Source organism: uncultured Desulfobulbus sp. (genome assembly GCF_963662935.2).
GTDB lineage: Bacteria > Desulfobacterota > Desulfobulbia > Desulfobulbales > Desulfobulbaceae > Desulfobulbus.
The window spans coordinates 143,759-166,620 of the sequence record NZ_CAXXTL010000001.1 but is presented as its reverse complement, the minus strand read 5'-3'; the positions used below and the strand labels follow the sequence as shown (position 1 = coordinate 166,620).

The window sequence follows — 22,862 nt, the reverse complement described above, 5'->3', positions numbered from 1 at the left end:
CATGGACGTATTCCCTTTTCGGGCACGAACAGCCTCGGTGGTGGTGCTTGCGCTGCTACTATGCCTCAGTTTTGGCTGCGCATCCAAAACGCCGGAGCCCCAAGGTCGGGAAGACGCTCCCCAAACAGGAAAGAAAAAAACAAAAAGCAAGGCAACACAGCGGCCTTATGTGATCAAAGGCATTACCTATTATCCCCTTCCTTCTTCCGTCGGCTATGCTGAACAAGGGGTCGCCTCCTGGTATGGTGAACCATTCCACGGCAGAAAGACCTCCAATGGCGAAACCTATAACATGTATGGCGACACAGCGGCCCACAAGACCCTGCCCATGGACACCATGCTGCTGGTGAAAAACCTGGAAAACGGCCGATCAACCGTAGTGCGGATTAACGACCGGGGACCCTTTGTGCAAGAGCGGATCATCGACCTGACCTACACTAGGGCACAGGACCTGGGCATTATCGGCAAGGGAACCGCCAAGGTAGAGATAGTCGCCCTTGGCGCGCAGGCGGTCGAAGAAGAGACGATGATAGCGACTGCTACGGGAAAACCGGTGGAAGGAACCAAGCCCAAGCCCAAGCCACCTAAAGCGCCGCCAATCCCTGATTTTGACAAGGGAAATTTCTATGTGCAAGTGGGGGCTTTCATCAAGATCGAAAACGCCAGGACGCTGGCCAAAGCCTTTGCCAAACGAGGACGCGACGTCATCATCCAGCAGTATCCGGCAGCCGGCATGAATCTGTACCGGGTGATGATCTTTGCCAGCACCTCACTGGCCAAGGCCAAGGTCTACGAGAAACAGTTGGAGGCGGAGGGGTTCCGTTATGCCTTACTGCTGGCCAGATGACGGGCCATCAGCTTCAAAGGCACGGACAGTGGTAATAAACCGTTGGATAAGAGTGTGGTTTTTCAGGCCAGGCGCATCCTCCAAACCTGAATTGGCATCGACACCGTAGGGCCGGACTCGCTCGAGAGCTGCACGGATATTGTCGATATCAAGGCCACCGGCCAAGAGGAAGGTTTTTTTGATCTGCAGGCGGTCGATTATTGCCCAGTCAAAGGTCTGACCCGTGCCACCCACGTTGTTTTTCTGATAGGTGTCGAGGAGATACCCCCGGACGCAATTGTGATAAAAAGCCACATCCTCGGCCGTGGTCTGCTCTCCGACCCGAATGGCTTTGAGTATCTGACAGGGGGCAACGAGCGTGGCCAACTCCCTGCAGTAGGCAGGTGATTCCGAACCGTGCAGTTGGACATAGCCCAAACAGCACTCGTGCACGATTCCCGCAACCCGCTGCAGTTCTTCATCGACAAAAACCCCCACCGCATCGACAAAGGGCGGTAGTTGCTTGATGATCGCCCTTGCCGCCTGCGGTTGAATGGCGCGGGGGCTTTTTTGGTAAAAAATAAATCCCAGGGCATCGACCCCAGCATCAACGGCACAGAGGGCGTCCGCCAGGCGGGTCGTGCCGCAGATCTTGATTCGGATTCGCTGGCCCGTACTCATATGGCAAGAAATTCCCGCAACAACTGATCTTGCCGTCCAGCCCGCATCAGGCTTTCGCCGATCAGGGCCGCTTTAACCCCGGCTGCCTTCAATCGCTTCATATCCTCGACTGTGGTGATCCCGGATTCGCTGACCACGGGAATGCCGTGCGGCATCTTTTGCAGCAGACGAAAGGTGGTTTCGAGACTTACCGAAAAATCATTAAGATTGCGATTGTTGATGCCGATCAACCGACTCTCCGCGGCCAATGCGTCGTCCAACTCCCGTTCGTCATGGACCTCAACCAGCACATCCATACCCAGAGACTCGGCCAACAAACGAAAATCCCGCAACTGCTCAACTTCGAGAATGGCGGCAATGAGAAGTACCGCGTCAGCCCCGACGACACGGGCCTCCTGTATCTGCAGGGGATCGATGATGAAATCCTTGCGCAGCACCGGCAGTTCAACCGCTTCGCGGACCAGTGGAATGTAGGCGAGCGATCCTTGAAAAAAATCGGCGTCGGTGAGCACTGAAAGGCAGTGCGCTCCACCCTCGCGGTAATTGAGCGCGATGCGGATCGGATCGAAATCGGGCTGAATAACACCTTTGGACGGGGAAGCCTTTTTGGCCTCGGCTATGATGGCCACACCGGGGGCACGGGTCAGGGCCTGGAGAAAGCCACGCGGCGGAGAAACCGGCCGGTCCATTATGGGGAGCCCTCGCTCTTTTAAGGCCGCGACTTCCTCATATTTTCGAGCAACAATGGTATCGAGAATCATAGGGTAGTCCGCAATCAGGTTCGGCTGAAGTCGACCAGCTGCTTCAGCTTGTGCAAAGCCGCGCCCGAGTCGATCATTTCCCTGGCCAGGGCGATACCTGAGAGGATATTTTCAGTTGAACCGGCGGCCATCAGGGCCGTACCGGCATTGAGTAGAACCATGTCCAGTTTCGGGCCGGGCTCGCCGCCCAAGACCGCCCGCACCTGAAGGGCCGATTCCCCGGCAGTCTTCCCCCCCTTGATGGCGGCAAAGTCAGCCGTCTGCAAGCCTACCTCCTCCGGAGTCAGCGTTGAAACAGTCACTTTACCCTGATGGCCGTCGGCAATGTGCGTGGTTCCAGTGATGGTCATTTCGTCGAGATTGCCTTCACCCCAGACAACCACGGCCCGCTTCATGCCCAGCCGCATCAAGACTTCGGCCAGCACCGTGGTCAGTTCGCGGGAGAAGACCCCGGTCAGTTGCACATTAGCCCCGGCGGGGTTGGTCATCGGACCGAGGATGTTAAACAGGGTACGAATGCCGATCTCGCGTCGCGGACCGATAGCATACTTCATGGCACCGTGCAGCATGGGGGCAAAGAGAAAGCCGATGCCTACCTGGCGAACACAGGCCGCCACCTTTTCCGATGGCATACTCAGATCAACGCCCAAGGCCTCAAGCACATCGGCGCTGCCGCAATGCGAGGAGACGGCGCGGTTGCCATGCTTGGCCACCGGAATGCCAGCTGCAGCCACCACAAAGCTGGTGGTGGTCGAGACGTTGAAACTGCCAGAACCATCGCCGCCGGTACCGACGATGTCCATCAGCACCTCACCGGCGGCGGTATTGACGCCAGTGTCGATGAAGGTTGCCTTTTCTCGCATCACCTTGACCGCACCGACGATTTCATCAATGGTTTCACCCTTCATCCGCAGGGCGGTGATGAAGGAACCTATCTGAGCGGTGGTGGCCTCGCCGCTCATGATTTCCCGCATCACCCCGATCATTTCCGGTTCGCTCAGGTGCTCAAGGGCGACAACCTTGGCGATAGCTTCTCTAATCATGGTTCGACCTCTTCTCCTCAAAAAAAATCATGGGCGGCGGCGGAGCAGGTGTTCATATTCAGGCCGGAGAAAATTATGCAGCAGGATATTGCCCGGCTCGGTCATGATCGATTCGGGGTGAAACTGAACGCCCTCGATTGGCAGGGTTTTATGCCGGAGCCCCATCAGTTCCCCCTGATCGGTATGGGCGGAGGCCTCAAGGCAATCAGGCAAGGGTTCTTCCACCACCAATGAATGGTAGCGCATCCCGTCGAAGGGGTTGATCATCCCGGTAAAAACGCCAAGATTGTCGTGATGGATGGGACTTGTCTTGCCGTGCATCAGCCGGGTGGCCCGGATCACCGTGCCGCCGAAGGCTTCGCCGATCGACTGGTGACCAAGACAGACCCCGAGGACCGGAATGCGGCCACTGAAATGAAGGATCGACCCCATGGAGATACCAGCCTCTTTGGGGGTGCAGGGACCGGGAGAAATCAGCAGCCGGTCGGGTCCAAGAGCCTCGATCTCGGCGATCGTGATGGCATCGTTGCGAAAGACCAGAATTTCCGGGGCCTGCCAATCCGCCGCAGCCCAAGGAGGGGCAGTAGCCAGAGTTTGGACGATGTTATAGGTGAAGGAATCGTAGTTGTCGATGATGACTATCACGGCTTAAAACCCCTTTTCCGCCAGCTCCACCGCCCGGCGCAGGCCCATGGCCTTGTTGATGGTTTCCTCATACTCTTTCTTCGGATCGGAATCGGCAACGATACCCGCGCCGGCCTGAATCCATAGATCTTGCCCATTGAAGATGAAGGTGCGGATGGTGATGCAGAAATCCATGTTGCCGGAGAAGCCGAAATAACCAACCGCACCGGCATAGGGGCCCCGGCGGCTGACTTCGAGTTCGTCGATGATCTCCATGGCCCGAATCTTGGGGGCGCCGCTCACGGTGCCTGCCGGAAAGCAGGCCTCCATGACATCGAACTGATCCCGGCCTGCCAGCAACTTGCCGTGCACCCCGGAAACGATGTGCATCACATGACTGTAGCGTTCGATTACCAACAGGTCCCGGACGACCACCGAACCGTACTCAGCCACCCGGCCGACATCGTTCCGTCCCAGGTCAACCAGCATCAGGTGCTCAGCCCGTTCTTTGGGATCGGCCAGCAGTTCCAGTTCCATGGTCTGATCTTCTTCCGGAGTAGCGCCCCGTTTTCTCGTGCCGGCAATGGGGCGCAACTCGATATTCCCCTCTTCCAAACGCACCAGAATCTCTGGCGAGGAGCCGATCTGCACCATATCTCCCTGGCGGAGGTAAAAAAGGTAGGGGCTCGGATTGATGTGCCGCAGGGCGCGGTAGAGGGCAAAGGGTTTGAGCGCGGATTGAGTGTGAAACCGCTGGGAAAGTACCACCTGAATGATATCCCCGGAGAGAATGTATTCCTTGGCCTGCTCGATCATGGCGCCGAAGCTGGCCTCGTCCATGTTCGAAGAGAACCGATGCGCCTCAACCGGCTGGTCTTGGGCGACAAAATGGCGGGAGATGGGTTCATTGAGCTGATCGATAATCTCTTCGATGCGCCGGCAGGCCTGGGTGTAGAGAAGCTCGGAGTCGTCATCACCATTTTTCCAGACATTGCAGACAATGGTCAGGTTCTGCTGCACCGCATCATGAATCAGGACGATACCGGGTACCATGAAAGAACTGTCGGGCAAATCAAGCGGTGGATGTCGGTCCGGCAGCCTTTCCATAAACCGCACCATGTCGTAGCCAAGAAAGCCGACAGCGCCACCGTAGAATCTTGGGAGGCCGGGTGCATTGCTCACCGAGAACGAGGCAAGCAGTTTTCTGAGTTCAACCAGGGGATTGACACCGGAGCGTTCTTCGATACCGCCGGTCTGCCCGGGATATTCTATTCGCACCAGATCACGGACACTTGTGAAAGTGAGCAGCGGACTGAGACCGATAAACGAATAACGGCCCCATTTTTCACCGCCCTCCATGGATTCAAAGAGAAAAGCATGAGGATCATCTCCGGCAACCTTGGCGAAGATAGTCAGCGGAGTGTCGAGATCGGCAATGATGGTTCGATGAACCGGAACAAGATCGGAGGAACCGATCATTTGTGCAAAGGTATGCGGCTCGGGAAAATACATGAAAGAGACCTGTGGGGCTTCAATGGCAAGAGGATAGATTTGCTCAGGTGAGGCTGCGGCCACTTTGCCAAAGATAGATGGACGCAGGTGCGCCTGCATCTTCTCAAATTCCGGTTACGGTCGCTGAATGCTCCGATGAACTCTGTGAGTGCAGCTCTTTTCCGAAACGCAATTCTTCACTCGAAAAAAAAGGCCGTGGAGGCAGAAATGCACCCACGGCCATGGCTTACCGTAAATTAAAATAAAAAAAAAGTTTCACCTTAGGTAAGGGGCAGCATCTTGTTGACCCTTTTGGTCAAGCGAGACACCTTACGAGCAGCGGTTTTTTTGTGGATGGTTCCCTTGGTGGAGGTCTTGCAAATCACCGGGATGGCGGCCTTCAGAGCGGCTTTGGCCTGTTCCTCTGAGCCTGCGGTAAGGGCATCTTCCACCTGACGAATAGCGGTCTTCATTGCGGATTTATTCATCCGGTTCCGCAAACGAGCCATTTTAGCCTGACGATCTCTTTTTGCTGCTGATTTATGATTTGCCATGAGGACTCTTAACTCCTTATAAAAAGCATCAATGATGAAAGATTGAAAATTTAAACCATTTTATATACAGAAAGCTCCTTTGAATGTCAAGCATACACGGGATATCCCGGCAAAGATTTTCATTCGGCATCAATAACCTCCTTCCGGTTCACACCAATGGCGCCGCTGAAACCGATGTTATCATCCTGATTTAGAATACATAAGTAACTATGAGGCCGCTTTTACTTATCAATAGTACGTAGTAGCCGAACATCTCCTGACCGAGTGCAAAACGATAACTGGGAAGCCGTGATTGCGATCGAACCCAAGATGCAGCTTTGCCTTGTTCGAATTGGATCGATAATCGGCTCAATGCATGGAGGGCAACGAATCGATGGGCGAGCCATCAACCACTGCCCCCCAGGCGCAACGGTGCGCAACAATTCGCCGCAAGCTGTTCAAGGAAGGCGAATAAAAAAAATATCTCGATTGTTCCCTCGGGACAAGTGCCGGACATCCTCCCAACCCCTCGATTATCGCTGGAGAAATCGAAATCCTGCCGGTGAAAAAATAAAAGTTGCAGACGGGGATGAGTAGAGTAAAACAAGCACCACAGAGTCGAGCCGCCCGGCCCCGGTCGATTTCATGGATGAAACTTTTTTTGTTTTTCGATGCAATATCAATGACTTTACCCCGTGACCCAGAGCTGCCGCAAGCAGCAGCCAACGATGCTCCTCGTCTTGACAACGCTACAGTTGCCACCGAATTCTCCGAGCCGAGCAAGCAAATAATTACGGCCTGTCCCGACTGCGACTTGCTGAATCATTTACCGGAGAATATCCATGCTACCATGCTCTGCGGCCGCTGCGGGGCTGTCTTGTACCGGCACCATCCCAACAGCATCGACCGTTCCCTGTCGTTGACTCTTGCCGCGCTCGTTCTTTTTCTGCTGTCCAACAGTTTTCCCTTTCTGGCCATGAAAAGCGGTGGCTTTATCCAGGAAACGACCCTGCTGACCGGTATTCGTGAATTGTGGAAACAAGAATTACAGGGGTTGGCGATCCTTGTTCTGCTCACCTGTGTGCTGGTGCCGTTGGCTCAGATGCTTGGATTGCTCTATATTCTGTTGCCGCTCAAATTGGGCCGCCGCCCAGCCTTGGGCGCTGCCCGGGTTTTCCGCCTTGTCCAGGAAGTCGCGCCCTGGGGAATGATGGAGGTTTTTATGATGGGTATTCTGGTCGCCCTGGTCAAGCTTGGTCATATGGCAACCATTGTTCCCGGTATCTCGGTTTTTTCCTTCGGTGCTTTAATTTTTGTTATGGCCGCCGCCTTTTCTTGCCTTGACCCCCATCTGCTATGGGACCGTCTGGATCTCCGCCGATGAAAGAAATCGCCACCACCGCCTATCAGCTCGGCCTGGTCAATTGCCATGACTGTCACCTTCTGGTCGAGATCCCGCATGCCCATGCCGCTCTTCTCTGCCCCCGTTGCGGCGCCCATCTGCATCTGCGCAAACCCAACAGCCTGGCACGCACCTGGGCATTGGTCTGTGCAGCTATTATCCTCTATATTCCGGCCAACGTCCTGCCCATGACCATCACCTCCGCACTGGGCAGCAAGCAGGCTGACACCATCATCAGCGGCGTTATCTATTTCATGCAGAATGGTTCCTGGGAGATTGCGATGGTGATTTTTATCGCCAGCGTCTTTGTACCCTTCGTTAAACTGTGTATTCTGATTTTCCTGGTGCTCAGCGTGCGTTTTCGCTCAACCTGGCGACCCAAGGACCGAACAGCCCTGTACCGATTGACCGAGCTGGTCGGCCGTTGGTCGATGGTCGACATCTACGTGGTGACCATCCTGGTAGCCCTGGTCAAGCTCGGCGCTATTGCCACCATAGAGGCCGGTCCGGCCGCCGTCTATTTCGCAAGCGTGGTGGTCATCACCATGTTTGCCGCTGAAAGTTTTGATCCACGACTTATTTGGGATGTTATCGAGGAGGATATATGACCGACCGCTCACAAGCCGAGCACCATGCCACACCCGCCAAAATCCAGGTGAAACGGGGTTTTTCTCTTGTCTGGATCGTGCCGATCGTGGCGTTGGTGATTGGCGGCTGGCTGGCCTTTAAAGCAATCAGTGAAAAAGGGCCGGTCATTGCCATCACCTTTACCACGGCCGATGGCCTGGAGGCCGGGAAAACAAAAATTAAATTCAAAGATGTCGAGATCGGTCAGGTCGAACAGATTGCCTTGAACGAGGATGCCTCCAAGGTGGTGGTGACGGCCAAAATGATCAAGGGCAGCGAGCCCTATCTGACCGATCAGACCAAGTTCTGGGTGGTCCGCCCGCGGATCAGCGGTGGCTCAGTCTCTGGCCTGAGCACAGTGCTTTCCGGCGCGTATATCGGCATTGACGGTAGTAAGACTGGTTCGCCCGCTCATTCTTTCATCGGTCTTGAGATCCCGCCGGTGGTGACCGTTGGTCAGCCGGGAAGGCATTTCAACCTGCAATCCGACACCCTTGGTTCTCTCGACATCGGGTCCCCGGTCTATTTCCGGCAGATCCCGGTAGGGCAGGTAGTGAGCTACAATTTTGATCCGTCTGGCAAGGCGGTGGATCTTAAAATCTTCATTGAGGCGCCGCATCACACCCGGGTCACGGAGAATGCCCGTTTCTGGAACGCCAGCGGCTTCGATGTCACCCTCAATGCCCAGGGAATCAAGGTCGACACCCAGTCGATGGTTTCGATTCTCAGTGGCGGCATTGCCTTCGACACGCCGAAGGACTTGCCGGCCGGCGATGCGGTAAAGGAAAACACAATATTCCATCTGTATGCCGATCGTGCCGACATCCAGGAAAAAAAATTCTCCGCTGTTCGCAATTACTGGATGCTCCTGTTCGATGAATCGGTGCGGGGGCTCAGTATCGGTGCCCCGGTGGAACTTCACGGCATCAAGATCGGAGAAGTCGTCGATCTCAATCTGGTCTTCGACCCCCGCACCAAGAAGTTCCAGGTACCGGTAATCATCGCCATCGAGCCGGAACGGATTGGTGTCACTAATCGGGAGGAGGCGCAGAAGGCGGTCAACGATGATCGTGTTGGCTTTATGAAGTTGCTGGTCGAACAGCAAGGTTTGCGAGCCCAATTGCAAAGCGGTAACCTGCTGACCGGGCAACTCATGGTGAATTTGGTCTTTGTTCCAACTGCTCAGAAAGCCACCCTTTCCCAACGTGGAGAGTACATGGTGGTGCCGACCATCCCCGGTAACTTCGAGCAGTTGCAGGAAAATTTGAACAAAATCATCACCAACCTCGGCAGGGTTCCGTTTGACAAGATCGGCGGCGAGCTGGAACTGATGCTCAAGGAAGCGCGAAACACCCTGAAACAAGTGGGTGACTTGGCCGGAAAGCTCGACAAGGAGACTGCTCCCCAGGCGCAGGCAACGATCAAGGAGCTGCAAAATACCCTAATTGGCCTACAGCAGGCCATCGGCAAGGATTCACCTTTGAATTACAATGCCCGAAAGGCCCTAACAGAACTGAGCGAGACCCTTCGCGCGGTTCGTGATCTGGCCGATACTTTAGAAAACCGCCCGCAGTCGATCATCTTCGGTAAGGAAGGAGAAAAAAACCATGAGTAAGTTGACCCAATCCCTGCGGAGTACGGTGCTGTTTTCCCTTTTCAGCACAGCCTTGATCGGTTGCACCGCTACGCCGCCTCAAGTTGCCTATTACAGCCTGCTCGGGGCGGAGAGTGTGAAGACAACCGGGCAACGTCATGATCAGTTGGTCGTAAGCGTCGGCCCGGTCAACATCCCCGATGTCCTCAAAAAATCGCAAATCGCCACCGACGGGATAGAGGGACGCTACCGGCTCAGTGAATATCATCGCTGGGCAGGAGAGGTTGACCGGGAATTCGGCCGTGCCCTGCTTGAACAGTTAGCTGGTCGACTCGGAACGGAGCAGGTGTATATTTTTCCAGGAGATCAGCATCTTGAGCCAACTTGTCAGGTGCTCCTTGATATCCTGGAAATGAACGGTGAACTGGGCAAGGAGGTCAAGCTGAGCGTGCGCTGGACCCTGATCGACCCCAAAGGGAAAACTAGACCGATCACCCGGCACAGCACCTTCAGCCAACAGGCGGCAGATAGTGGTCATGAAGCCTGGGTGAAAGCGCAGCGGGGCAATATCAGTCGACTCAGTGAGGAGATCGCAACCCTGATCAAAGAACGGACCCCCTCAAGCCCGGTGAAATGACGATATTCCAGTAGTTTGCCGCGGAACGTTTTCTTAGGTGGCCGCGTCGTCCTCGGCCACCCAGCCCTGCTCGTCGGTTTAAAATCATGGCACTGTGAGAGTTGACGTCGAGTCAAAGCTCACCTGTTTCGTTTGGGTGAAAGAGGGGGACAACCCCTGATTCTATGATCAATTTTCGCATTTTTTTTCTGTTTTCCCAGACTCTCCCAACTTGATGGCGCAGTGAAATATAAACTGAAGGATATCCTTCAGTTTATCTAACATACTGTTTCTTTGCCGATGCTGCAGAATATGTCTCCATTTTCCACCCGTATGTACGAATTCGGATGCATCATTTGCTGCACCTGCTTCGGTTCTCTTTTTCACTTCTTTTTTTTAAATAACCAAATTTCAAATCGATAGCATGTGTTGTTCCGGCTGGTACAGTACATGCAGATATCCGGTATCCAGAATCGCGCTCCTGCTCCTCGAGCTTGTACACCGTCCGCGCATTTGCATGGCCAATTTTTTCTTTATTTTTTCCATGTGACCGGCAAGGGGGAGCAACTGTTGCCAATGTTTCGGTCCAGTTGCACGAGAATGAAGAAATGAAATACAAGACAATTTATTTCCGGAAAGAAGGCGGCCTGGCCACCATTACGTTGAATCGGCCCGACAACCTAAATGCGCTCAACGGTCAGACGTTCTGCGAGTTGGCAGCGGTACTGGACGAAGCGGAAAGGGATAACGGCGTCAAAGTGGTGCTTCTTACCGGCGGCGAACACTGCTTCTCCGCCGGATTTGACCTCCAGGAAATCAATGCGTTGGCGACGCTGGCCCAAGCGCGACGATTTCTCCGGGAGGCGCACGGTGTCTTCGATCGCATCGAGGAGCTGGAGAAGCCGGTAGTTGCGGTCATCAGCGGATTTGCCTTGAGCGGTGGTTGTGAACTGGCCTTGGCCTGTGATCTCAGGATTGCCGCCGACAACGCCACCTTTGGTCAACCGGAGATCAAGATTGGGATGATTCCCGGGGGTGGTGGCACCCAGAGACTTCCGCGTCTCATTGGCCTGGCTAAGGCCAAGGAATTATTGTACACCGGTGACCATATTAATGCCCAGGAGGCTTATCGGGTCGGTTTACTGAACAAGGTTGTGGCGCCTGCTTCGCTGATGGATGAGGCGAAAGGCATGGCATTAAAAATTGCCAGTCAACCCCAAACCGCCCTGAAAGCAGCTAAACTTGCTGTCAACGGCGGCCGCAATTTGGATATACAGTCAGCAATAGCCTATGAGGCCCGCTGTTTTGATTTTCTTTTTTCAACCGAAGATCAGAAGGAAGGGGTAATGGCCTACATGGAAAAGAGAAAACCGGTTTTCAAAAACAGATAAATTGCCAAGAGGATGGAGCGCCGGCAAACAGACCCCCCTCTGTGAATAGAGCCGGCGTTCCCATCCATTCATTATTCTAAATGTGAGTTGAAGAGAAGGAGAGAAGGTATGCGAGAAGCAGTGATTGTCAGTGCGGTCCGGACCCCGTTGGGCAGCTTCAACGGTGTCCTGGCGACCATGGGTGCTACCAAATTGGGGGCCATTGTCATTGAGGAAGCGGTTCGTCGGGCGGGTATTGCCAAGGAAGAGGTCAACGAAACAATCATGGGCATCGTCCTGCCCTGCGGCTACGGCCAGAACCCGGCCAAGCAGGCGGCGGTACAGGCGGGCATGCCTTGGGAAGTCGAGGCGTTGACCATCAACAAGGTCTGCGGTTCCGGGTTGAAAGCGGTGATGCTGGCGGCGCAGGCCGTGCAGACCGGCGATGCCGATGTTGTTGTCGCCGGCGGCATGGAGTGTATGAGCATGGCCCCGTATTTCCTTAAAAAAGCACGGTTTGGTTACCGGATGGGCGATGCGACCATGCACGATCACATGGTCCATGACGGGTTGTGGGATATCGTCAACGATTTTCACATGGGCATTTCCAACGAACTGTGTTCCGAGCGCTACCAGGTCAGCCGTGAGGATCAAGACCACTATGCCGCCGAATCGTATCGGAGAACCCTGGCTGCTCAGGCCGCCGGCAAATTCGAGGAAGAGATCGTCGCCGTGGAGATTCCGCAGAGAAAGGGCGACCCTCAGGTCTTCTGGCAGGACGAATGCTCCCAGGAGACCACCTATGAGATGCTTGCCAAGATGAAACCCGCCTTCAAGCCGGGCGGCGTCACCACCGCTGGCAACGCCTCGATCATCAGCGACGGCGCATGCGCCGTGGTGGTGATGAGCCGCGAAAAAGCTGAGACTCTGGGCTGCACCATCATGGCCATCATCGGCGCCCAAGCCTCCTACGGCATCGATATGAAATACGTGCTGGTGGCCCCGATCTGGGCCGTGCCCAAATGCCTGGAAAAAGAAGGCATCACCAAAGATGATATCGATCTTTTTGAAATCAACGAGGCCTTCAGCGGCTCCACCGTGGCAGCGCTCAAAACCCTTGAACTTGACCCAGCCAAGGTTAACGTCAACGGTGGCAGTGTCGCCCTGGGGCACCCCATCGGCGCCAGCGGTTGCCGTTTGCTGGTGACCCTGTTGCACGAGATGGTTCGCCAGGACAAAAAACGCGGTCTGGTCTCGCTCTGCCTCGGCGGCGGCGAGGCCGTGGCCTTGATTGTCAAGCGGTAGAACGTACGCATTTTCGATCAACACAGAGGCAGGGTGAATTCAGATCTCCTGACATTGCAAGGATGGATGACGTGCAATGCCCGAAGTCAGAAGTTCTGGGGGGATTGAGATCTCTCCCACGGTCGAGATGACAGAAGCAAGAACAAAACGAATGTCTCTCTGGCAGAAACATTTTTTTACTGTCCTTTCGATCAAGGGGAGCAATCTCTGATGAAGAAAACAGACTCATCAACAATACAACCAAAAAGGAGGGCTTTCAGCGGTGGCAGGCTCGGGGGAGAGGAAGTACTGCCCGCCCGTTGTACGAAGAGAAGAGAGTTCAACATCATTCCAATAAGGAGGAACACAGTATGGCAGTGGGAGCATTAAAACCACGTTGGGGCCAGCCCCTGACCGGCATTATTTCATTTTGCTTTTTTTTCGTCATGGCCATGATCACATGGTTTATTTTCAGCGATCCGCGCGGACCGATTGGGTGGTTCCCGTATCCGTTTGTCATGTATCTTGCCATGATGATTCTCGTCGGGCTGTGGCAGCACATGTTTCTCGGCGATTGGCCATTCCAAAGTATCGGCCAGCCCCTGCGCGGCGTCATTATGACCATCGCCAACCTGGTCATCGTCTGGTTTGTGATTGATGTGCTTTTCTACCGTGTCCTTGGCACCGGGTTTAATTTCCTCAGCTATTACGGACTCGAGGCGGCGAACGCGGCTGGCAAGCTGCCCAAAGTGGCCGCAGCCGGGGCCTCGGGCAAACTCGCGCAGATCGCTGTGGTCTGCTTTGTTCTTATCGGCTTCTACTCCTATCCGGTGTTCACCATCTTTTTTGGTAAATGGCCACACATGCCGTCCGATCTCAAACAACCGGCCAAAGGACTGGCGGAAATCGGCTGGGCCTCAATGATCACGCTCTTCTGCTATGCGGTGCTGATCGCGCCTTTTTTCGGCGTGGTTTTTCCCGGCGCGGTGCTCAATCCATCCTGGTGGACTGAAATTGCGGGCACCTCACATGTCCATTGGGTTTTCGGCTGGTGGGAGTGGGCCATCGTTATTCTGTTCATGACCCCCAATGTCTGGCGGATGAAACCCTGGAGCGCCATTACCCTGCCGCAGCCCTGGAAGGGTCTCGTTTCCACGGCCATCTCCTTTATCGCTGCCTACGCCATTGCGCTGCTCTGTCGTGAACTTATACCGCTCTGGGTCCCGGCCGACACCTTGCACCATCTTGAGGCGGCTAAGGGTGCCTCCGAAGTACAGCGATTTTTCTGGATTCATTCAGCGGAAATCGCCGGGTTCACCCTCATTCCCTTTCTCATCTGGCACCATTATTTCGATGACATGGCCCCGGGCAGCAATGTCGACAGTTGGGGCGGTTTCTTTTTCCGCACCATCGGCGTGTTCTTGTTTGCCGCAATCCTCTATTGGATTTTCTACTATGGCAATTTCGGCCACTGGGGGTTGGGCAACCACCACATGACCGAACTGGCGGAACGGTTTTCCCACGGCGAATCCCTGATCTGGAACTTCTGGTGGATCATTCCCCTGCTCTGGAACGAATGGTTCTTCCATAAATGGCCCTTTTACGTCCACGAACATTGATTTTTGACCGATGACGGCACCAGCGACAAGAGAGGCTGCCGTCATCGGTCAAACAGCCACACTGAACACGACATTATAAATTAGAGGAGTAGGTATGGATTTAGACTTAACCGAGGAACAAAAACTGATCCAGGAGACGGCCCGCGACTTTGCCAGGGCTGAGCTGGAGCCGGTTGCCGCCAAACTTGACCAGGAAAAAGATCGGGCTACCTTGCTCACCAACCTGAAGAAGCTGGCCGAGCTGGGATTCATGGGGCTCAACGTCAAGGAAGAGTACGGTGGCTCCGAGGCGGGTGTGATTGCCTTTAGCGTGGCCATGACCGAGATTGCCCGGGCCTGCGCCTCGACAGCAGTGACGGTTTCGGTCAACAATATGGTCTGCGAGGTTATCCAGGCCATCGGCACCGAAGAGCAGAAAACCAAGTATATTCCCAAGATTTGTTCGGGTGAATATGCCGCCGGCAGTTTCGGCCTCACCGAAAACTGCGCCGGTTCTGATCCGTCTGGCATGGGGACCACCGCAGTCAAGGACGGCGACTTTTATGTCCTCAACGGCTCCAAAATCTTCATTACCAGCGCTCCCTATGCAGGGGTGTTTGTCGTCTGGGCGGTGACCGATAAGGAAGCGCCCAAAGGCAAGGGCATCAGCTGCTTCCTGGTCGAGGCCGGGACTCCAGGCCTGACCATCGGCAAGGAAGAGCACAAGATGGGCCAGCACGCCTCAGCCACCAATGAACTGGTGTTTGATAATTGCCGGATTCCGGCATCGGCGCTCATGGGCAAGCTCAACGACGGTTTTCGCATCGCTGTCGCCGAGTTGGCAGGCGGGCGGATCGGTATCGGCTCCCTTGGCCTCGGTATTGGTTTGGCGGCCATGGATCATGCCACCCGCTATGCCAATGAGCGTGTCCAGTTCAATCAAAAAATCAGTAATTTTCAAGCTATTCAATGGATGATTGCCGATGCTTACACCGAGCTGGAAGCGGCCCGCTTGCTGCTGATGAGCGCCGCCCATCGCAAGGAAAACGGCAAGCCGTATGCCAAGGAAGCCTCTATGGCCAAGTTGTACGCCACCGAGAGCGCGAACCGCGCCTGCTACAGCGCCCTACAGATGCTGGGCGGCTACGGCTACACCCAGGATTTCCCCATTGAGCGCTATACCCGCGATGTCCGCATCACCACCATTTACGAAGGAACCAGTGAAATCCAGCGTCTGATCATCGCCCGCGAGATTCTCCGGGGACTGTCGGCCTGAACCGTAAGGAGGAAATACATGAGCACGGATAAACGCATCACCCTGCAGCAGGCGGCCGAGATCGTCAAGAACGGCTCCAGCCTGACCTTTTCCGGTTTTACCATCTGGCGGCGTCCTTTTGCCGTCATTTTTGAACTGATCCGCCAACAGAAGCGCGGTCTGCATCTAATCGAAGTCAACGGTGGTCCCCAAACCGAGTTTCTGGTGGGTGCCGGCTGCGTCGACATCTGGGAATCCTGCTGGGTCGGTCATGAACTCTACGGCAAGTACGGGGCTAACCTGTCACGCCGAGTTGGGAAGAAAGAGATTCTGGTCGAGGACTACAGCCATGCCGAAATGCTGTTTCGCTTCACTGCCGCAGCCTCCGGCGCCCCCTATGCGATCACCCAGACCTCACTCGGTACCGATATTCACAATCCTGAGTACGACATGCTCGGTAAAGCCGGCAAGCGGGACGGTAAACGCATCGCCAAACACAAATACATCTTCACCGAAGATCCTTTCTACGACGCCGGTGCCCAGGTGCTGATCCCGGCGGCCAAGGTCGATGTGGCTATCCTCTGTGTTCAGCAGGTGGGAGAAGAAGGCACGGTGCGGGTAGGCGGCCAGATATACTCCGATCCCGAGGTCGCCCGGGCCGCCGACATCACCATCGTTATGGCGGAAGAGATTGTGCCCGAAGAATATTTGCGTCGTAACGCCGACCAGAACACCATCACCTCCTTTGAGGTAGATCACATCTTGGAATGCCCGTTCGGCGCTCATCCCACCGGCATGTTCGGTAAGTACGACGTCGACGGCGCCTTTCTCAAAGATTTTTATGCGAACACTAGAACTCAGGAAGGATTTGACGCCTTTGCCAAAGAGTGGATCTTCGGCCTTGATCACATCGGCTTTCTAGAGAAACTTGGCTGGGAGCGCATGCTGAATCTCCGGGCCAACACTGCCCTCAACTACAGACCCCGCAAATAGAAGGGAGGAGAAAAATGAGCAATTACGCATTGCCTGAAGAATATAATCTGGCCGATCTGCTCTGTTGCGCCTCCTCACGGGAGGTTCAGGATCACGAGATCGTATTTGCCGGCACCGGTCTGCCAATGGTAGCCATCATGCTGGCCCAGAAAACCCATGCACCGAATTTGAAACTGATCTTCGAGGCCGGGACACTTGACGGCAGGCCGCCGGAGCTGCCGACCTCGGTTGGTGACGCCCGCTGCGAATCTGGGGCGAGCCGTTCCTCCGGGCTGTTCGACGCCTTCAGCATCGCCCAGCGTGGCTATGTTGACCTGGGCTTTCTGGGCGGCGCCGAGGTTGACCAGTACGGCAATCTCAACACCACCTGCATCGGCGACTATCTCAACCCCGAACTCCGCCTTACCGGCAGCGGCGGCAACCCGGACATCAACTCGTTCGCCAAGCGGACGGTGTTTATCATGGTCCACGAGAAACGGCGTTTTGTCGAGCACGTCAGCTACATCACCAGCCCCGGCTGGCGGGTCAAGAAATGGCCAGGCGGCGAATGGGTGCATCGGCGCGAACTGTACGGCGCAGCCTTTCGCGGTGGCCCTTCCGCCGTCATCAGCACCGTCGGGGTGTTCCGCTTCGATGAGCAGGACGGCCACATGTACCTCGACACCTGTCATCCCGGCAAGACCCCGGCGGAGATCAAGGAGCTGTGCCAGTTTGATCTCGATATCTCGCGCGTTGCGGGCGAGACCCCACCACCGACCCGCGATGAATTGTACTTTATTCATGAGGTCCTCGATCCTGATCAAATCTTCATTCCCAAAGTGAAGAAAGGCTGAATCGCAGTAACCCTGAAAATGGTAAGGGGCGCTGCAGCTGTACTGCGGCGCCCCTTTGTTTTAGTCGAATAAAAAATGCATACTGCCTGATGACTAACCATGTACACATGGTCATTGACCCTGGTGATGACTCCGACAATCTCGGCAGGCTCATGAAGCGAGTGGCCGGCAGGCAGACCCGTTACGTCAATCGAATGGAAAAGCGAAGCAGATGGCTGTGGGAGGGGCGGTACAAATTAAGCCTAGTGGGTATGCAGTTTGCTCAACTACACACCATCTGTTGTATTTGTTCCCCCAACCAAGACTTTTCGGGGGATGGGGCGCAATCTACAGCCTGTTCCATCAAGCGATAGAACAGTAAACCTCGGGCCTTTGATTTTCGGCGATTGAATCGAAATGTGTATTCATCAAGGTAATATGCCAGATGTGATGACCGTATCGCACCCTCTGGTGAATTCCAATCCACATGCGACTAAAGAGAGAAGCCACCCTATGAACTCTTGGCATGACGACATAAGCAGGATCTCCACTTGCCGAGATATTGATGGCTTTATGCAAAAATCCTCGGTCATCCAAGCCTTTATATCCGCTCCACCATCAGTCCGGACCTCGGAACCAATCTGAACGTTGTCCAAGACGAATCCATGGAGACTTTCCGACGAAACATCGGGCACCACAGCCATGCGTATTCTGCCAGGTCCTTTTCCTCGGACTTCGGCGGCTATCGCAACAATCGTCTTTCTCTCAGCCCCACGCCCTCTGGCTTGTGTTCCAACTCCACCTATATAGGTTTCATCAACTTCGAAAGGTCCATGCAACTTGTCCCGTCCAGCTCGAACCATCCCTCGCCGCAGTTTGTGTAGCCACTCCCATGCAGTGTTGTAGCTCCCAAGGCCAAGAACTCGCTTCAGGCCAAGAGCGCTGGTTCCGTGCTTTTGACTGGTAACAAACCACACGGCGAGAAACCAAATACGAAGCGGTTTGTGAGTCTGGTGAAACAATGTTCCTGCAGTAATGGAAGTTTGGCGTTTGCATTGTCTGCACAGGAAAAGGCCTCTCCCCATCAGGGATGGATTTTCAGGTGCTACCCCGCAGGCAGGGCACCGGAAACCTTGAGGCCATCGAAGTTTAGCAATATATTGGAGGCAGTTGTCTTCGCTGCAAAACCAGTCATCAAATTCTTGAAACGTTCGTGGGTAGTCAGCCCCGGCAACTGGGTGAATTGTAGCGTCCATGAACCTATACTACAGGTTGCGGCCGGTTGAGTAAACTGCATACCCACTTTAAGCCTTATCCATGACGAGGAACTTGCTGGCCTGTTGTCGCTATGTGGAGTTGAACCCGCTCCGAGCTGGTATGGTTGATGCCCCAGCAAACTACCGCTGGTCAAGTTGTCCGGCAAAGGTCGGTCGCACCAACCATGGCTCGACCTTGATCTGTTTTACCTGAGCATGGGGAATTTGTTGGTGCAGCGGGCGAAAAACTACGCCGCCTGGCTTAAGGAAACCGTACCCGAGTGGGAGTTGCAACGTATTCGGGAGGCTGTCCAGCGAGGCCAGTTGATTGCGAACGGGGCTTTTGCCTAAGAGCTTTCCGAGAAACTGGGGAGACGTTTGGAGCCAAGAGGGCCGGGTCGTCCGCGAAAGAATGCGCTCTAAAAGAAAAATAGATCTGACCCCTTTTCTTGCGTCGTACCCGGCGAATCGCACCTCACCCTGGCATGGGGGCGCAACTACAGCGATGTGGCCCCGGTCAAGGGCGTGTTCATGGGCGGCGGCACCCACACCCTGGCGGTCGAGGTCGACGTGGCCCGGCTGGAGTGAAGGGAACTGGCTAGTCGGAAGAATGTTTTGGGAGAAAGGGAATGGATCAAGGCAATTTGCTGGCCTATCGTGATATGGCAAAAGGGCCGGAAGAACGCTTTGACCAACTGCTCTCCTCTGGTACCGTGCGGATCGAGCGGATCGTCTCCACCGGGCAGGCAAGCCCGCCCGGCTTCTGGTACGATCAGGACGAGAATGAGTGGGTGACGCTCCTTGCTGGCGCCGCCGAACTCCACTTTGAAGACGAACCCGGGCCCCGCCGCCTGCAACCCGGCGACTGGATCAACATCCCCACCCATTGCCTCCATCGGGTGGCCTGGACCGATCCCGATCAACCTACTGTCTGGTTGGCAGTGTTCTATTAGCTTGAAATTCCTAGGCTCCTCGTCGTTTCAGAAAGGAATGTTAACACATAAATTCTATGCAAAACGACGAGAGGAACTGCTTGTTGAAGTTTAGACCTCGGGTTCCACCAGAGGAGCTATGGCTTCAAGATAGTCATCCTTCTGGAGTGCCCGCTGTTCAAACACGTCGCGGGCTATTTCACCCAAGATGTTTTTAAACTGGGTTCGATCCACCAGGACAATCTCTTTGCCAACATGGAAATGCGGCGTGCGAATGCCCCCGTTGATGAGCCCCACAATACGTTGGGAATTGCTTTCCTTTAACCCAGCCAGCACGGCGCCGTCCAGTAAACGTGGCGCGACGTAGCCATTGCCAGGTCCTGGTTTGAAGGTGCCAAAATCTATTTTGGCATTTGCGGCGAAAAGCGCCTCTGACAATTTCACGAACTCCTCCGGCTTGCCGGTGAATTCGACTTGCGCTTTCCAGGTGATGGTTTTTTGTGCAGTCATGACAGTTACCTCCTAAAGGGTTGTGTGCCCCAATTGATCACGGAGCGGCTTTTCACGTTTTCGGCAGGCCCTGCATCGTTGGTCGCCGACATTCACATAGTTGAACAAATGGTCCGCAAACAGGTCGTTGTTCTCTCGAACGAGCGTTTCGAAGACACGTCGCGCCGCCTCAATCGTCGCTTTCTCCATGGCGCACAAGACCGGAGCAGGCATATCGCTTGCTCCCGACATGAACCAGTTGGTGCAGCCGCACCAACTCATGCAAAAACGATTGTACCTGCATGTCGTGCAATCGTTCCGGTGGTTTCCCCGTTTGCCTCGTAAGGCGTTTTGCAACGTTTGATCACATCCGCTCTGAATGTTCCCGAGACAGAAGGTGTGATCGTCGTCCTCGCCGATAAAGCGTTCGCAGGGATAGATGTTCCCGCTCGGCGCTATCCCCCATTCGCCATCTCCCATTGCACATTTGTCGCTGGGCGAATAACCGCCCTTCACAAAAAGAACGGCTTTGCTGTCGATCACATTTAAGGCGATCTCCTCGCCGTTTCGGAAGCAGGTTATGTACTGCTCGGCCATCCGGTCGTAGACATCCTTGAAATGGGCAAAGGATTCGTGCGGCCAAATTGCCTTGATGTTCGGATTGAAATGGATCACCGGCACCCCCGTTTGGATGAAAAAATCCAGGCTGTCGGGCGCATCGGCAAGGGTGTCTGGTCCAATAACCGCATTGACCTCAACCTTTTGCAGCCGTTTGAGGGCCAACTCCAGGTTGCGGACAACCTCTGCAAAGCTGCCGTTGCCATTGCGAAAAAGACGGTTGCGCTCATGAATCTTCTGGGGCCCGTCGATGCTGAAACACAGGTTGATTCCTTGGTCTGCGAAATAATCGAGGATCTCTGGAGACAGCAAGGTACCGTTAGTGGTGATGCCGATACGAACAGGCGTGGATGTCTGAAGGGCTCGACGATGGATATATTCGACGATTTCCTTGATCAGATCGAACCGCAGCAAGGGTTCGCCGCCAAACAACCCCAGATCGAGCGATTCACCCGGCTGTATCCGTGCCAGTGCGACATCGATGCATTGTTTTGCAGTGGCTAACGGCATGTCCGGCTTTTGGCTGTTGCCGGCATAACAGTAACGGCAGGCCAGATTGCATCGGTGGGTCAAGCTCAGGGTGACTTTCATTGCATCGGTTTCACAAAGGGTTCAACGCGTGAAAAGGTGCCATAGGCCTGCTCTGCCGCCGCTTTGCATCCGCCGCGACACGATTCTTTCAATGGATGGCTGCAACTGAGACATTCAACAGGCCATACCGTACGGAAATTCTCCACATACGCATGATGTTCATAGATGTCGCGGATCGGATCCTGTTTGATATTGCCAAGGATTGTTGATGAGTGTTCGCAGATTCGAAAGTTGCCGGCTGGGTCGACGATGAGGGTGGAGTTCTCGCCGGCGAGAGAGCACCAGTTAAAGCGAACATGCGGATAACGTGTGATGTCGACCATGCATGGCTCGATGACGACCCCGGTTGAGATGGGGAAACCGGTTTCCGCAGCGATGTCGTTGAGTGTCTGCAGATTTTCTTCGACCATTTCCGGAGTCAGAAAGAGCGCCTCAGCATGGAGTGTATTGGCGGCACCGACATTGATTCTGTTATAGAGAAAAGAGTTGGCACCGAGCATCATCGCAAGGTGAACGGTCGGTCCGAGATCACGATAATTTTGGCGGGTTGCGACAAAGACGGCGATCAGATGTCCGCCGGCGAGGTGGACGTTGGACATGCCGTCGATCATGGCGTCCCATGCGCCGTTGTTCCCAGTCATGCGGTCATGCACTTCGCGTTGGTGGCTCAGGACAGAGATCTGGAACGAATTTCCTCTCACTGTCGATTCTACCAGTGGTTCCGTGAGGTTGGTGCCGTTGGTGATGATTTGCGCCGAGAGGCCGAGAGAGTTGATGAAGTGTACTATTTCAGGGAAATCGGGGCGAAGTGTCGGTTCTCCACCGCTGAGCGCCACGGTTGTTGCAGGGAGGTCTTGGAGCAGCTTTTTAATCGTCCACTTGATCTCATCAATGCTCATCTCCCCTTGCCCAGAACTCGGATAATGAAGTTCAGGAGAGAGCCAGGCATTGTAACAGTGCAGGCAACGATTGTTGCAGCCTCGGGTTAATTCGAGAACAAAGGTGCTTGGAAGGGTATGCGACGGGATGCTCATTCTCGACTTCCCTGATTTTGTTTTATTGAACTACTTGTTTTGTCTTTTTTTTTGCTTTGTTGACGACGAATTTAAAATCATTTTCTTCTGGGTGCAATGATTTGTCATTGCATTTCTGGATAATTATTGGGTAAAAAGTAGATAGTCATTTTATCTATTATTTATTGATGTATCTTTTGGCAGTTCATCTGTTTTTGCAAATCGAGGGATTCGCCTCGTCATAACAAGGTTGAACTTTCTCTGCTGGCTGAAAAGATTATTCATCGATAAATCAACGGATTTTTGGCGCGATGTATGAAAGTTGCCGAAGCCGACTCAGGTATGCCGTTCAAAATGCTCTATGTGTAGATGGGTTGAATTTGCCATGAAACAATCGCCGCAATCGGATTGCCAGGACCGATCCCGATCACCTTCAATCTGGCTGGCCATTCA

At 54.4% G+C, this 22,862-nt stretch carries 22 protein-coding genes and 2 pseudogenes; 14 read left to right on the top strand and 10 right to left on the bottom strand.

Features of this window, described 5'->3' with window-relative positions:
* Position 1: 1 nt before the first annotated feature.
* On the top strand, positions 2–847 hold the full coding sequence (locus tag ACHZCX_RS00750) for a septal ring lytic transglycosylase RlpA family protein (protein ID WP_319585342.1): 846 nt from the start codon (positions 2–4) through the stop codon (positions 845–847).
* On the opposite strand, the gene ACHZCX_RS00745 is transcribed toward ACHZCX_RS00750, so the two are convergent.
* The 6 genes from ACHZCX_RS00745 to rpsT all read right to left on the bottom strand — a co-directional run bounded on the left by ACHZCX_RS00745 (position 830) and on the right by rpsT (position 5,980).
* Positions 830–1,507, bottom strand: a complete 678-nt coding sequence (locus ACHZCX_RS00745; protein WP_319585341.1) for a phosphoribosylanthranilate isomerase — start codon at positions 1,505–1,507, stop codon at positions 830–832. The two genes, ACHZCX_RS00750 and ACHZCX_RS00745, sit on opposite strands and share 18 nt — an antisense overlap.
* Complete coding sequence (gene trpC, locus ACHZCX_RS00740) at positions 1,504–2,268, bottom strand: indole-3-glycerol phosphate synthase TrpC (protein WP_319585340.1); 765 nt, start codon at positions 2,266–2,268, stop codon at positions 1,504–1,506. Before trpC ends, ACHZCX_RS00745 begins: the two co-directional genes overlap by 4 nt.
* 14 nt (positions 2,269–2,282) lie before the next feature.
* The gene (gene trpD, locus ACHZCX_RS00735; protein WP_319585339.1) at positions 2,283–3,311 is read right to left on the bottom strand and encodes an anthranilate phosphoribosyltransferase; all 1,029 of its coding nucleotides are present in this window, start codon (positions 3,309–3,311) and stop codon (positions 2,283–2,285) included.
* Between the two features lie 27 nt (positions 3,312–3,338).
* Positions 3,339–3,956: an aminodeoxychorismate/anthranilate synthase component II gene (locus ACHZCX_RS00730; RefSeq protein ID WP_319585338.1), complete on the bottom strand. Its 618-nt coding sequence runs from the start codon at positions 3,954–3,956 to the stop codon at positions 3,339–3,341.
* 3 nt (positions 3,957–3,959) lie between these two features.
* Positions 3,960–5,447 (bottom strand): anthranilate synthase component I, encoded by a 1,488-nt coding sequence (trpE, locus tag ACHZCX_RS00725; protein ID WP_394708752.1) that lies wholly within the window; start codon positions 5,445–5,447, stop codon positions 3,960–3,962.
* 260 nt (positions 5,448–5,707) lie between these two features.
* On the bottom strand, positions 5,708–5,980 hold the full coding sequence (gene rpsT / locus ACHZCX_RS00720) for a 30S ribosomal protein S20 (protein WP_319585336.1): 273 nt from the start codon (positions 5,978–5,980) through the stop codon (positions 5,708–5,710).
* A gap of 661 nt (positions 5,981–6,641) precedes the next feature.
* Here rpsT and ACHZCX_RS00715 point away from each other — a divergent pair.
* The 11 genes and pseudogenes from ACHZCX_RS00715 to ACHZCX_RS00665 form a co-directional block, all read left to right on the top strand.
* Positions 6,642–7,343, top strand: a complete 702-nt coding sequence (locus ACHZCX_RS00715; RefSeq protein WP_319585335.1) for a paraquat-inducible protein A — start codon at positions 6,642–6,644, stop codon at positions 7,341–7,343.
* Positions 7,340–7,969: a paraquat-inducible protein A gene (locus ACHZCX_RS00710; protein ID WP_319585334.1), complete on the top strand. Its 630-nt coding sequence runs from the start codon at positions 7,340–7,342 to the stop codon at positions 7,967–7,969. Before ACHZCX_RS00715 ends, ACHZCX_RS00710 begins: the two co-directional genes overlap by 4 nt.
* The gene (locus ACHZCX_RS00705) at positions 7,966–9,603 is read left to right on the top strand and encodes an MlaD family protein (protein WP_319585333.1); all 1,638 of its coding nucleotides are present in this window, start codon (positions 7,966–7,968) and stop codon (positions 9,601–9,603) included. Before ACHZCX_RS00710 ends, ACHZCX_RS00705 begins: the two co-directional genes overlap by 4 nt.
* Entirely contained in the window at positions 9,596–10,219 is a 624-nt protein-coding gene (locus tag ACHZCX_RS00700; protein WP_319585332.1) for a PqiC family protein, read from the top strand. Before ACHZCX_RS00705 ends, ACHZCX_RS00700 begins: the two co-directional genes overlap by 8 nt.
* Before the next feature lie 587 nt (positions 10,220–10,806).
* The gene (locus tag ACHZCX_RS00695; RefSeq protein WP_319585331.1) at positions 10,807–11,589 is read left to right on the top strand and encodes an enoyl-CoA hydratase-related protein; all 783 of its coding nucleotides are present in this window, start codon (positions 10,807–10,809) and stop codon (positions 11,587–11,589) included.
* Positions 11,590–11,697: 108 nt separating this feature from the next.
* Positions 11,698–12,873, top strand: coding sequence for an acetyl-CoA C-acetyltransferase (locus tag ACHZCX_RS00690; protein ID WP_319585330.1), 1,176 nt, complete (start codon positions 11,698–11,700; stop codon positions 12,871–12,873).
* Positions 12,874–13,223: 350 nt separating this feature from the next.
* Positions 13,224–14,471, top strand: a complete 1,248-nt coding sequence (locus tag ACHZCX_RS00685) for a hypothetical protein (protein ID WP_319585329.1) — start codon at positions 13,224–13,226, stop codon at positions 14,469–14,471.
* A gap of 94 nt (positions 14,472–14,565) precedes the next feature.
* Positions 14,566–15,726, top strand: coding sequence for an acyl-CoA dehydrogenase family protein (locus tag ACHZCX_RS00680; protein ID WP_319585328.1), 1,161 nt, complete (start codon positions 14,566–14,568; stop codon positions 15,724–15,726).
* Positions 15,727–15,744: 18 nt separating this feature from the next.
* Positions 15,745–16,698, top strand: a complete 954-nt coding sequence (locus ACHZCX_RS00675) for a CoA transferase (RefSeq protein ID WP_319585327.1) — start codon at positions 15,745–15,747, stop codon at positions 16,696–16,698.
* 14 nt (positions 16,699–16,712) lie between these two features.
* Positions 16,713–17,531: a CoA-transferase gene (locus ACHZCX_RS00670; protein WP_319585326.1), complete on the top strand. Its 819-nt coding sequence runs from the start codon at positions 16,713–16,715 to the stop codon at positions 17,529–17,531.
* A 77-nt stretch (positions 17,532–17,608) separates the two neighbouring features.
* Positions 17,609–17,779, top strand: a pseudogene (locus ACHZCX_RS00665) (transposase); the annotation flags it as partial.
* 14 nt (positions 17,780–17,793) lie between these two features.
* Here the strand turns inward: ACHZCX_RS00665 and ACHZCX_RS00660 are convergent.
* A pseudogene (locus tag ACHZCX_RS00660) lies at positions 17,794–18,766 on the bottom strand (IS1595 family transposase).
* A 156-nt stretch (positions 18,767–18,922) separates the two neighbouring features.
* Between ACHZCX_RS00660 and ACHZCX_RS00655 the strand changes: the two are divergent.
* Together ACHZCX_RS00655 and ACHZCX_RS00650 are read left to right on the top strand one after the other, a co-directional pair.
* Positions 18,923–19,117, top strand: coding sequence for a hypothetical protein (locus ACHZCX_RS00655; RefSeq protein WP_319585325.1), 195 nt, complete (start codon positions 18,923–18,925; stop codon positions 19,115–19,117).
* A 278-nt stretch (positions 19,118–19,395) separates the two neighbouring features.
* On the top strand, positions 19,396–19,719 hold the full coding sequence (locus tag ACHZCX_RS00650; RefSeq protein WP_319585324.1) for a cupin domain-containing protein: 324 nt from the start codon (positions 19,396–19,398) through the stop codon (positions 19,717–19,719).
* A 90-nt stretch (positions 19,720–19,809) separates the two neighbouring features.
* Here ACHZCX_RS00650 and ACHZCX_RS00645 read toward each other — a convergent pair whose 3' ends face one another.
* Genes ACHZCX_RS00645 through ACHZCX_RS00635 form a run of 3 tightly spaced genes read right to left on the bottom strand, consistent with a single transcriptional unit; the run spans position 19,810 to position 22,430 of the window.
* Complete coding sequence (locus tag ACHZCX_RS00645; RefSeq protein WP_319585323.1) at positions 19,810–20,208, bottom strand: hypothetical protein; 399 nt, start codon at positions 20,206–20,208, stop codon at positions 19,810–19,812.
* Between the two features lie 12 nt (positions 20,209–20,220).
* Positions 20,221–21,396, bottom strand: a complete 1,176-nt coding sequence (locus tag ACHZCX_RS00640) for a radical SAM/SPASM domain-containing protein (protein WP_319585322.1) — start codon at positions 21,394–21,396, stop codon at positions 20,221–20,223.
* Positions 21,393–22,430, bottom strand: coding sequence for a radical SAM/SPASM domain-containing protein (locus ACHZCX_RS00635; RefSeq protein WP_319585321.1), 1,038 nt, complete (start codon positions 22,428–22,430; stop codon positions 21,393–21,395). The genes ACHZCX_RS00640 and ACHZCX_RS00635 overlap by 4 nt, the downstream gene beginning before the upstream one ends.
* Positions 22,431–22,862: the final 432 nt, after the last annotated feature.

Excerpts from the sequence above, each read along its gene's own strand:
- ACHZCX_RS00750 (WP_319585342.1), top strand. The coding sequence starts at position 2 with ATGGACGTATTCCCTTTTCGGGCACGAACAGCCTCGGTGGTGGTGCTT.
- ACHZCX_RS00745 (WP_319585341.1), bottom strand. The coding sequence starts at position 1,507 with ATGAGTACGGGCCAGCGAATCCGAATCAAGATCTGCGGCACGACCCGC.
- trpC (WP_319585340.1), bottom strand. The coding sequence starts at position 2,268 with ATGATTCTCGATACCATTGTTGCTCGAAAATATGAGGAAGTCGCGGCC.
- trpD (WP_319585339.1), bottom strand. The coding sequence starts at position 3,311 with ATGATTAGAGAAGCTATCGCCAAGGTTGTCGCCCTTGAGCACCTGAGC.
- trpE (WP_394708752.1), bottom strand. The coding sequence starts at position 5,447 with ATGTATTTTCCCGAGCCGCATACCTTTGCACAAATGATCGGTTCCTCC.
- rpsT (WP_319585336.1), bottom strand. The coding sequence starts at position 5,980 with ATGGCAAATCATAAATCAGCAGCAAAAAGAGATCGTCAGGCTAAAATG.
- ACHZCX_RS00715 (WP_319585335.1), top strand. The coding sequence starts at position 6,642 with ATGACTTTACCCCGTGACCCAGAGCTGCCGCAAGCAGCAGCCAACGAT.
- ACHZCX_RS00710 (WP_319585334.1), top strand. The coding sequence starts at position 7,340 with ATGAAAGAAATCGCCACCACCGCCTATCAGCTCGGCCTGGTCAATTGC.
- ACHZCX_RS00705 (WP_319585333.1), top strand. The coding sequence starts at position 7,966 with ATGACCGACCGCTCACAAGCCGAGCACCATGCCACACCCGCCAAAATC.
- ACHZCX_RS00700 (WP_319585332.1), top strand. The coding sequence starts at position 9,596 with ATGAGTAAGTTGACCCAATCCCTGCGGAGTACGGTGCTGTTTTCCCTT.
- ACHZCX_RS00695 (WP_319585331.1), top strand. The coding sequence starts at position 10,807 with ATGAAATACAAGACAATTTATTTCCGGAAAGAAGGCGGCCTGGCCACC.
- ACHZCX_RS00690 (WP_319585330.1), top strand. The coding sequence starts at position 11,698 with ATGCGAGAAGCAGTGATTGTCAGTGCGGTCCGGACCCCGTTGGGCAGC.
- ACHZCX_RS00685 (WP_319585329.1), top strand. The coding sequence starts at position 13,224 with ATGGCAGTGGGAGCATTAAAACCACGTTGGGGCCAGCCCCTGACCGGC.
- ACHZCX_RS00680 (WP_319585328.1), top strand. The coding sequence starts at position 14,566 with ATGGATTTAGACTTAACCGAGGAACAAAAACTGATCCAGGAGACGGCC.
- ACHZCX_RS00675 (WP_319585327.1), top strand. The coding sequence starts at position 15,745 with ATGAGCACGGATAAACGCATCACCCTGCAGCAGGCGGCCGAGATCGTC.
- ACHZCX_RS00670 (WP_319585326.1), top strand. The coding sequence starts at position 16,713 with ATGAGCAATTACGCATTGCCTGAAGAATATAATCTGGCCGATCTGCTC.
- ACHZCX_RS00650 (WP_319585324.1), top strand. The coding sequence starts at position 19,396 with ATGGATCAAGGCAATTTGCTGGCCTATCGTGATATGGCAAAAGGGCCG.
- ACHZCX_RS00645 (WP_319585323.1), bottom strand. The coding sequence starts at position 20,208 with ATGACTGCACAAAAAACCATCACCTGGAAAGCGCAAGTCGAATTCACC.
- ACHZCX_RS00640 (WP_319585322.1), bottom strand. The coding sequence starts at position 21,396 with ATGAAAGTCACCCTGAGCTTGACCCACCGATGCAATCTGGCCTGCCGT.
- ACHZCX_RS00635 (WP_319585321.1), bottom strand. The coding sequence starts at position 22,430 with ATGAGCATCCCGTCGCATACCCTTCCAAGCACCTTTGTTCTCGAATTA.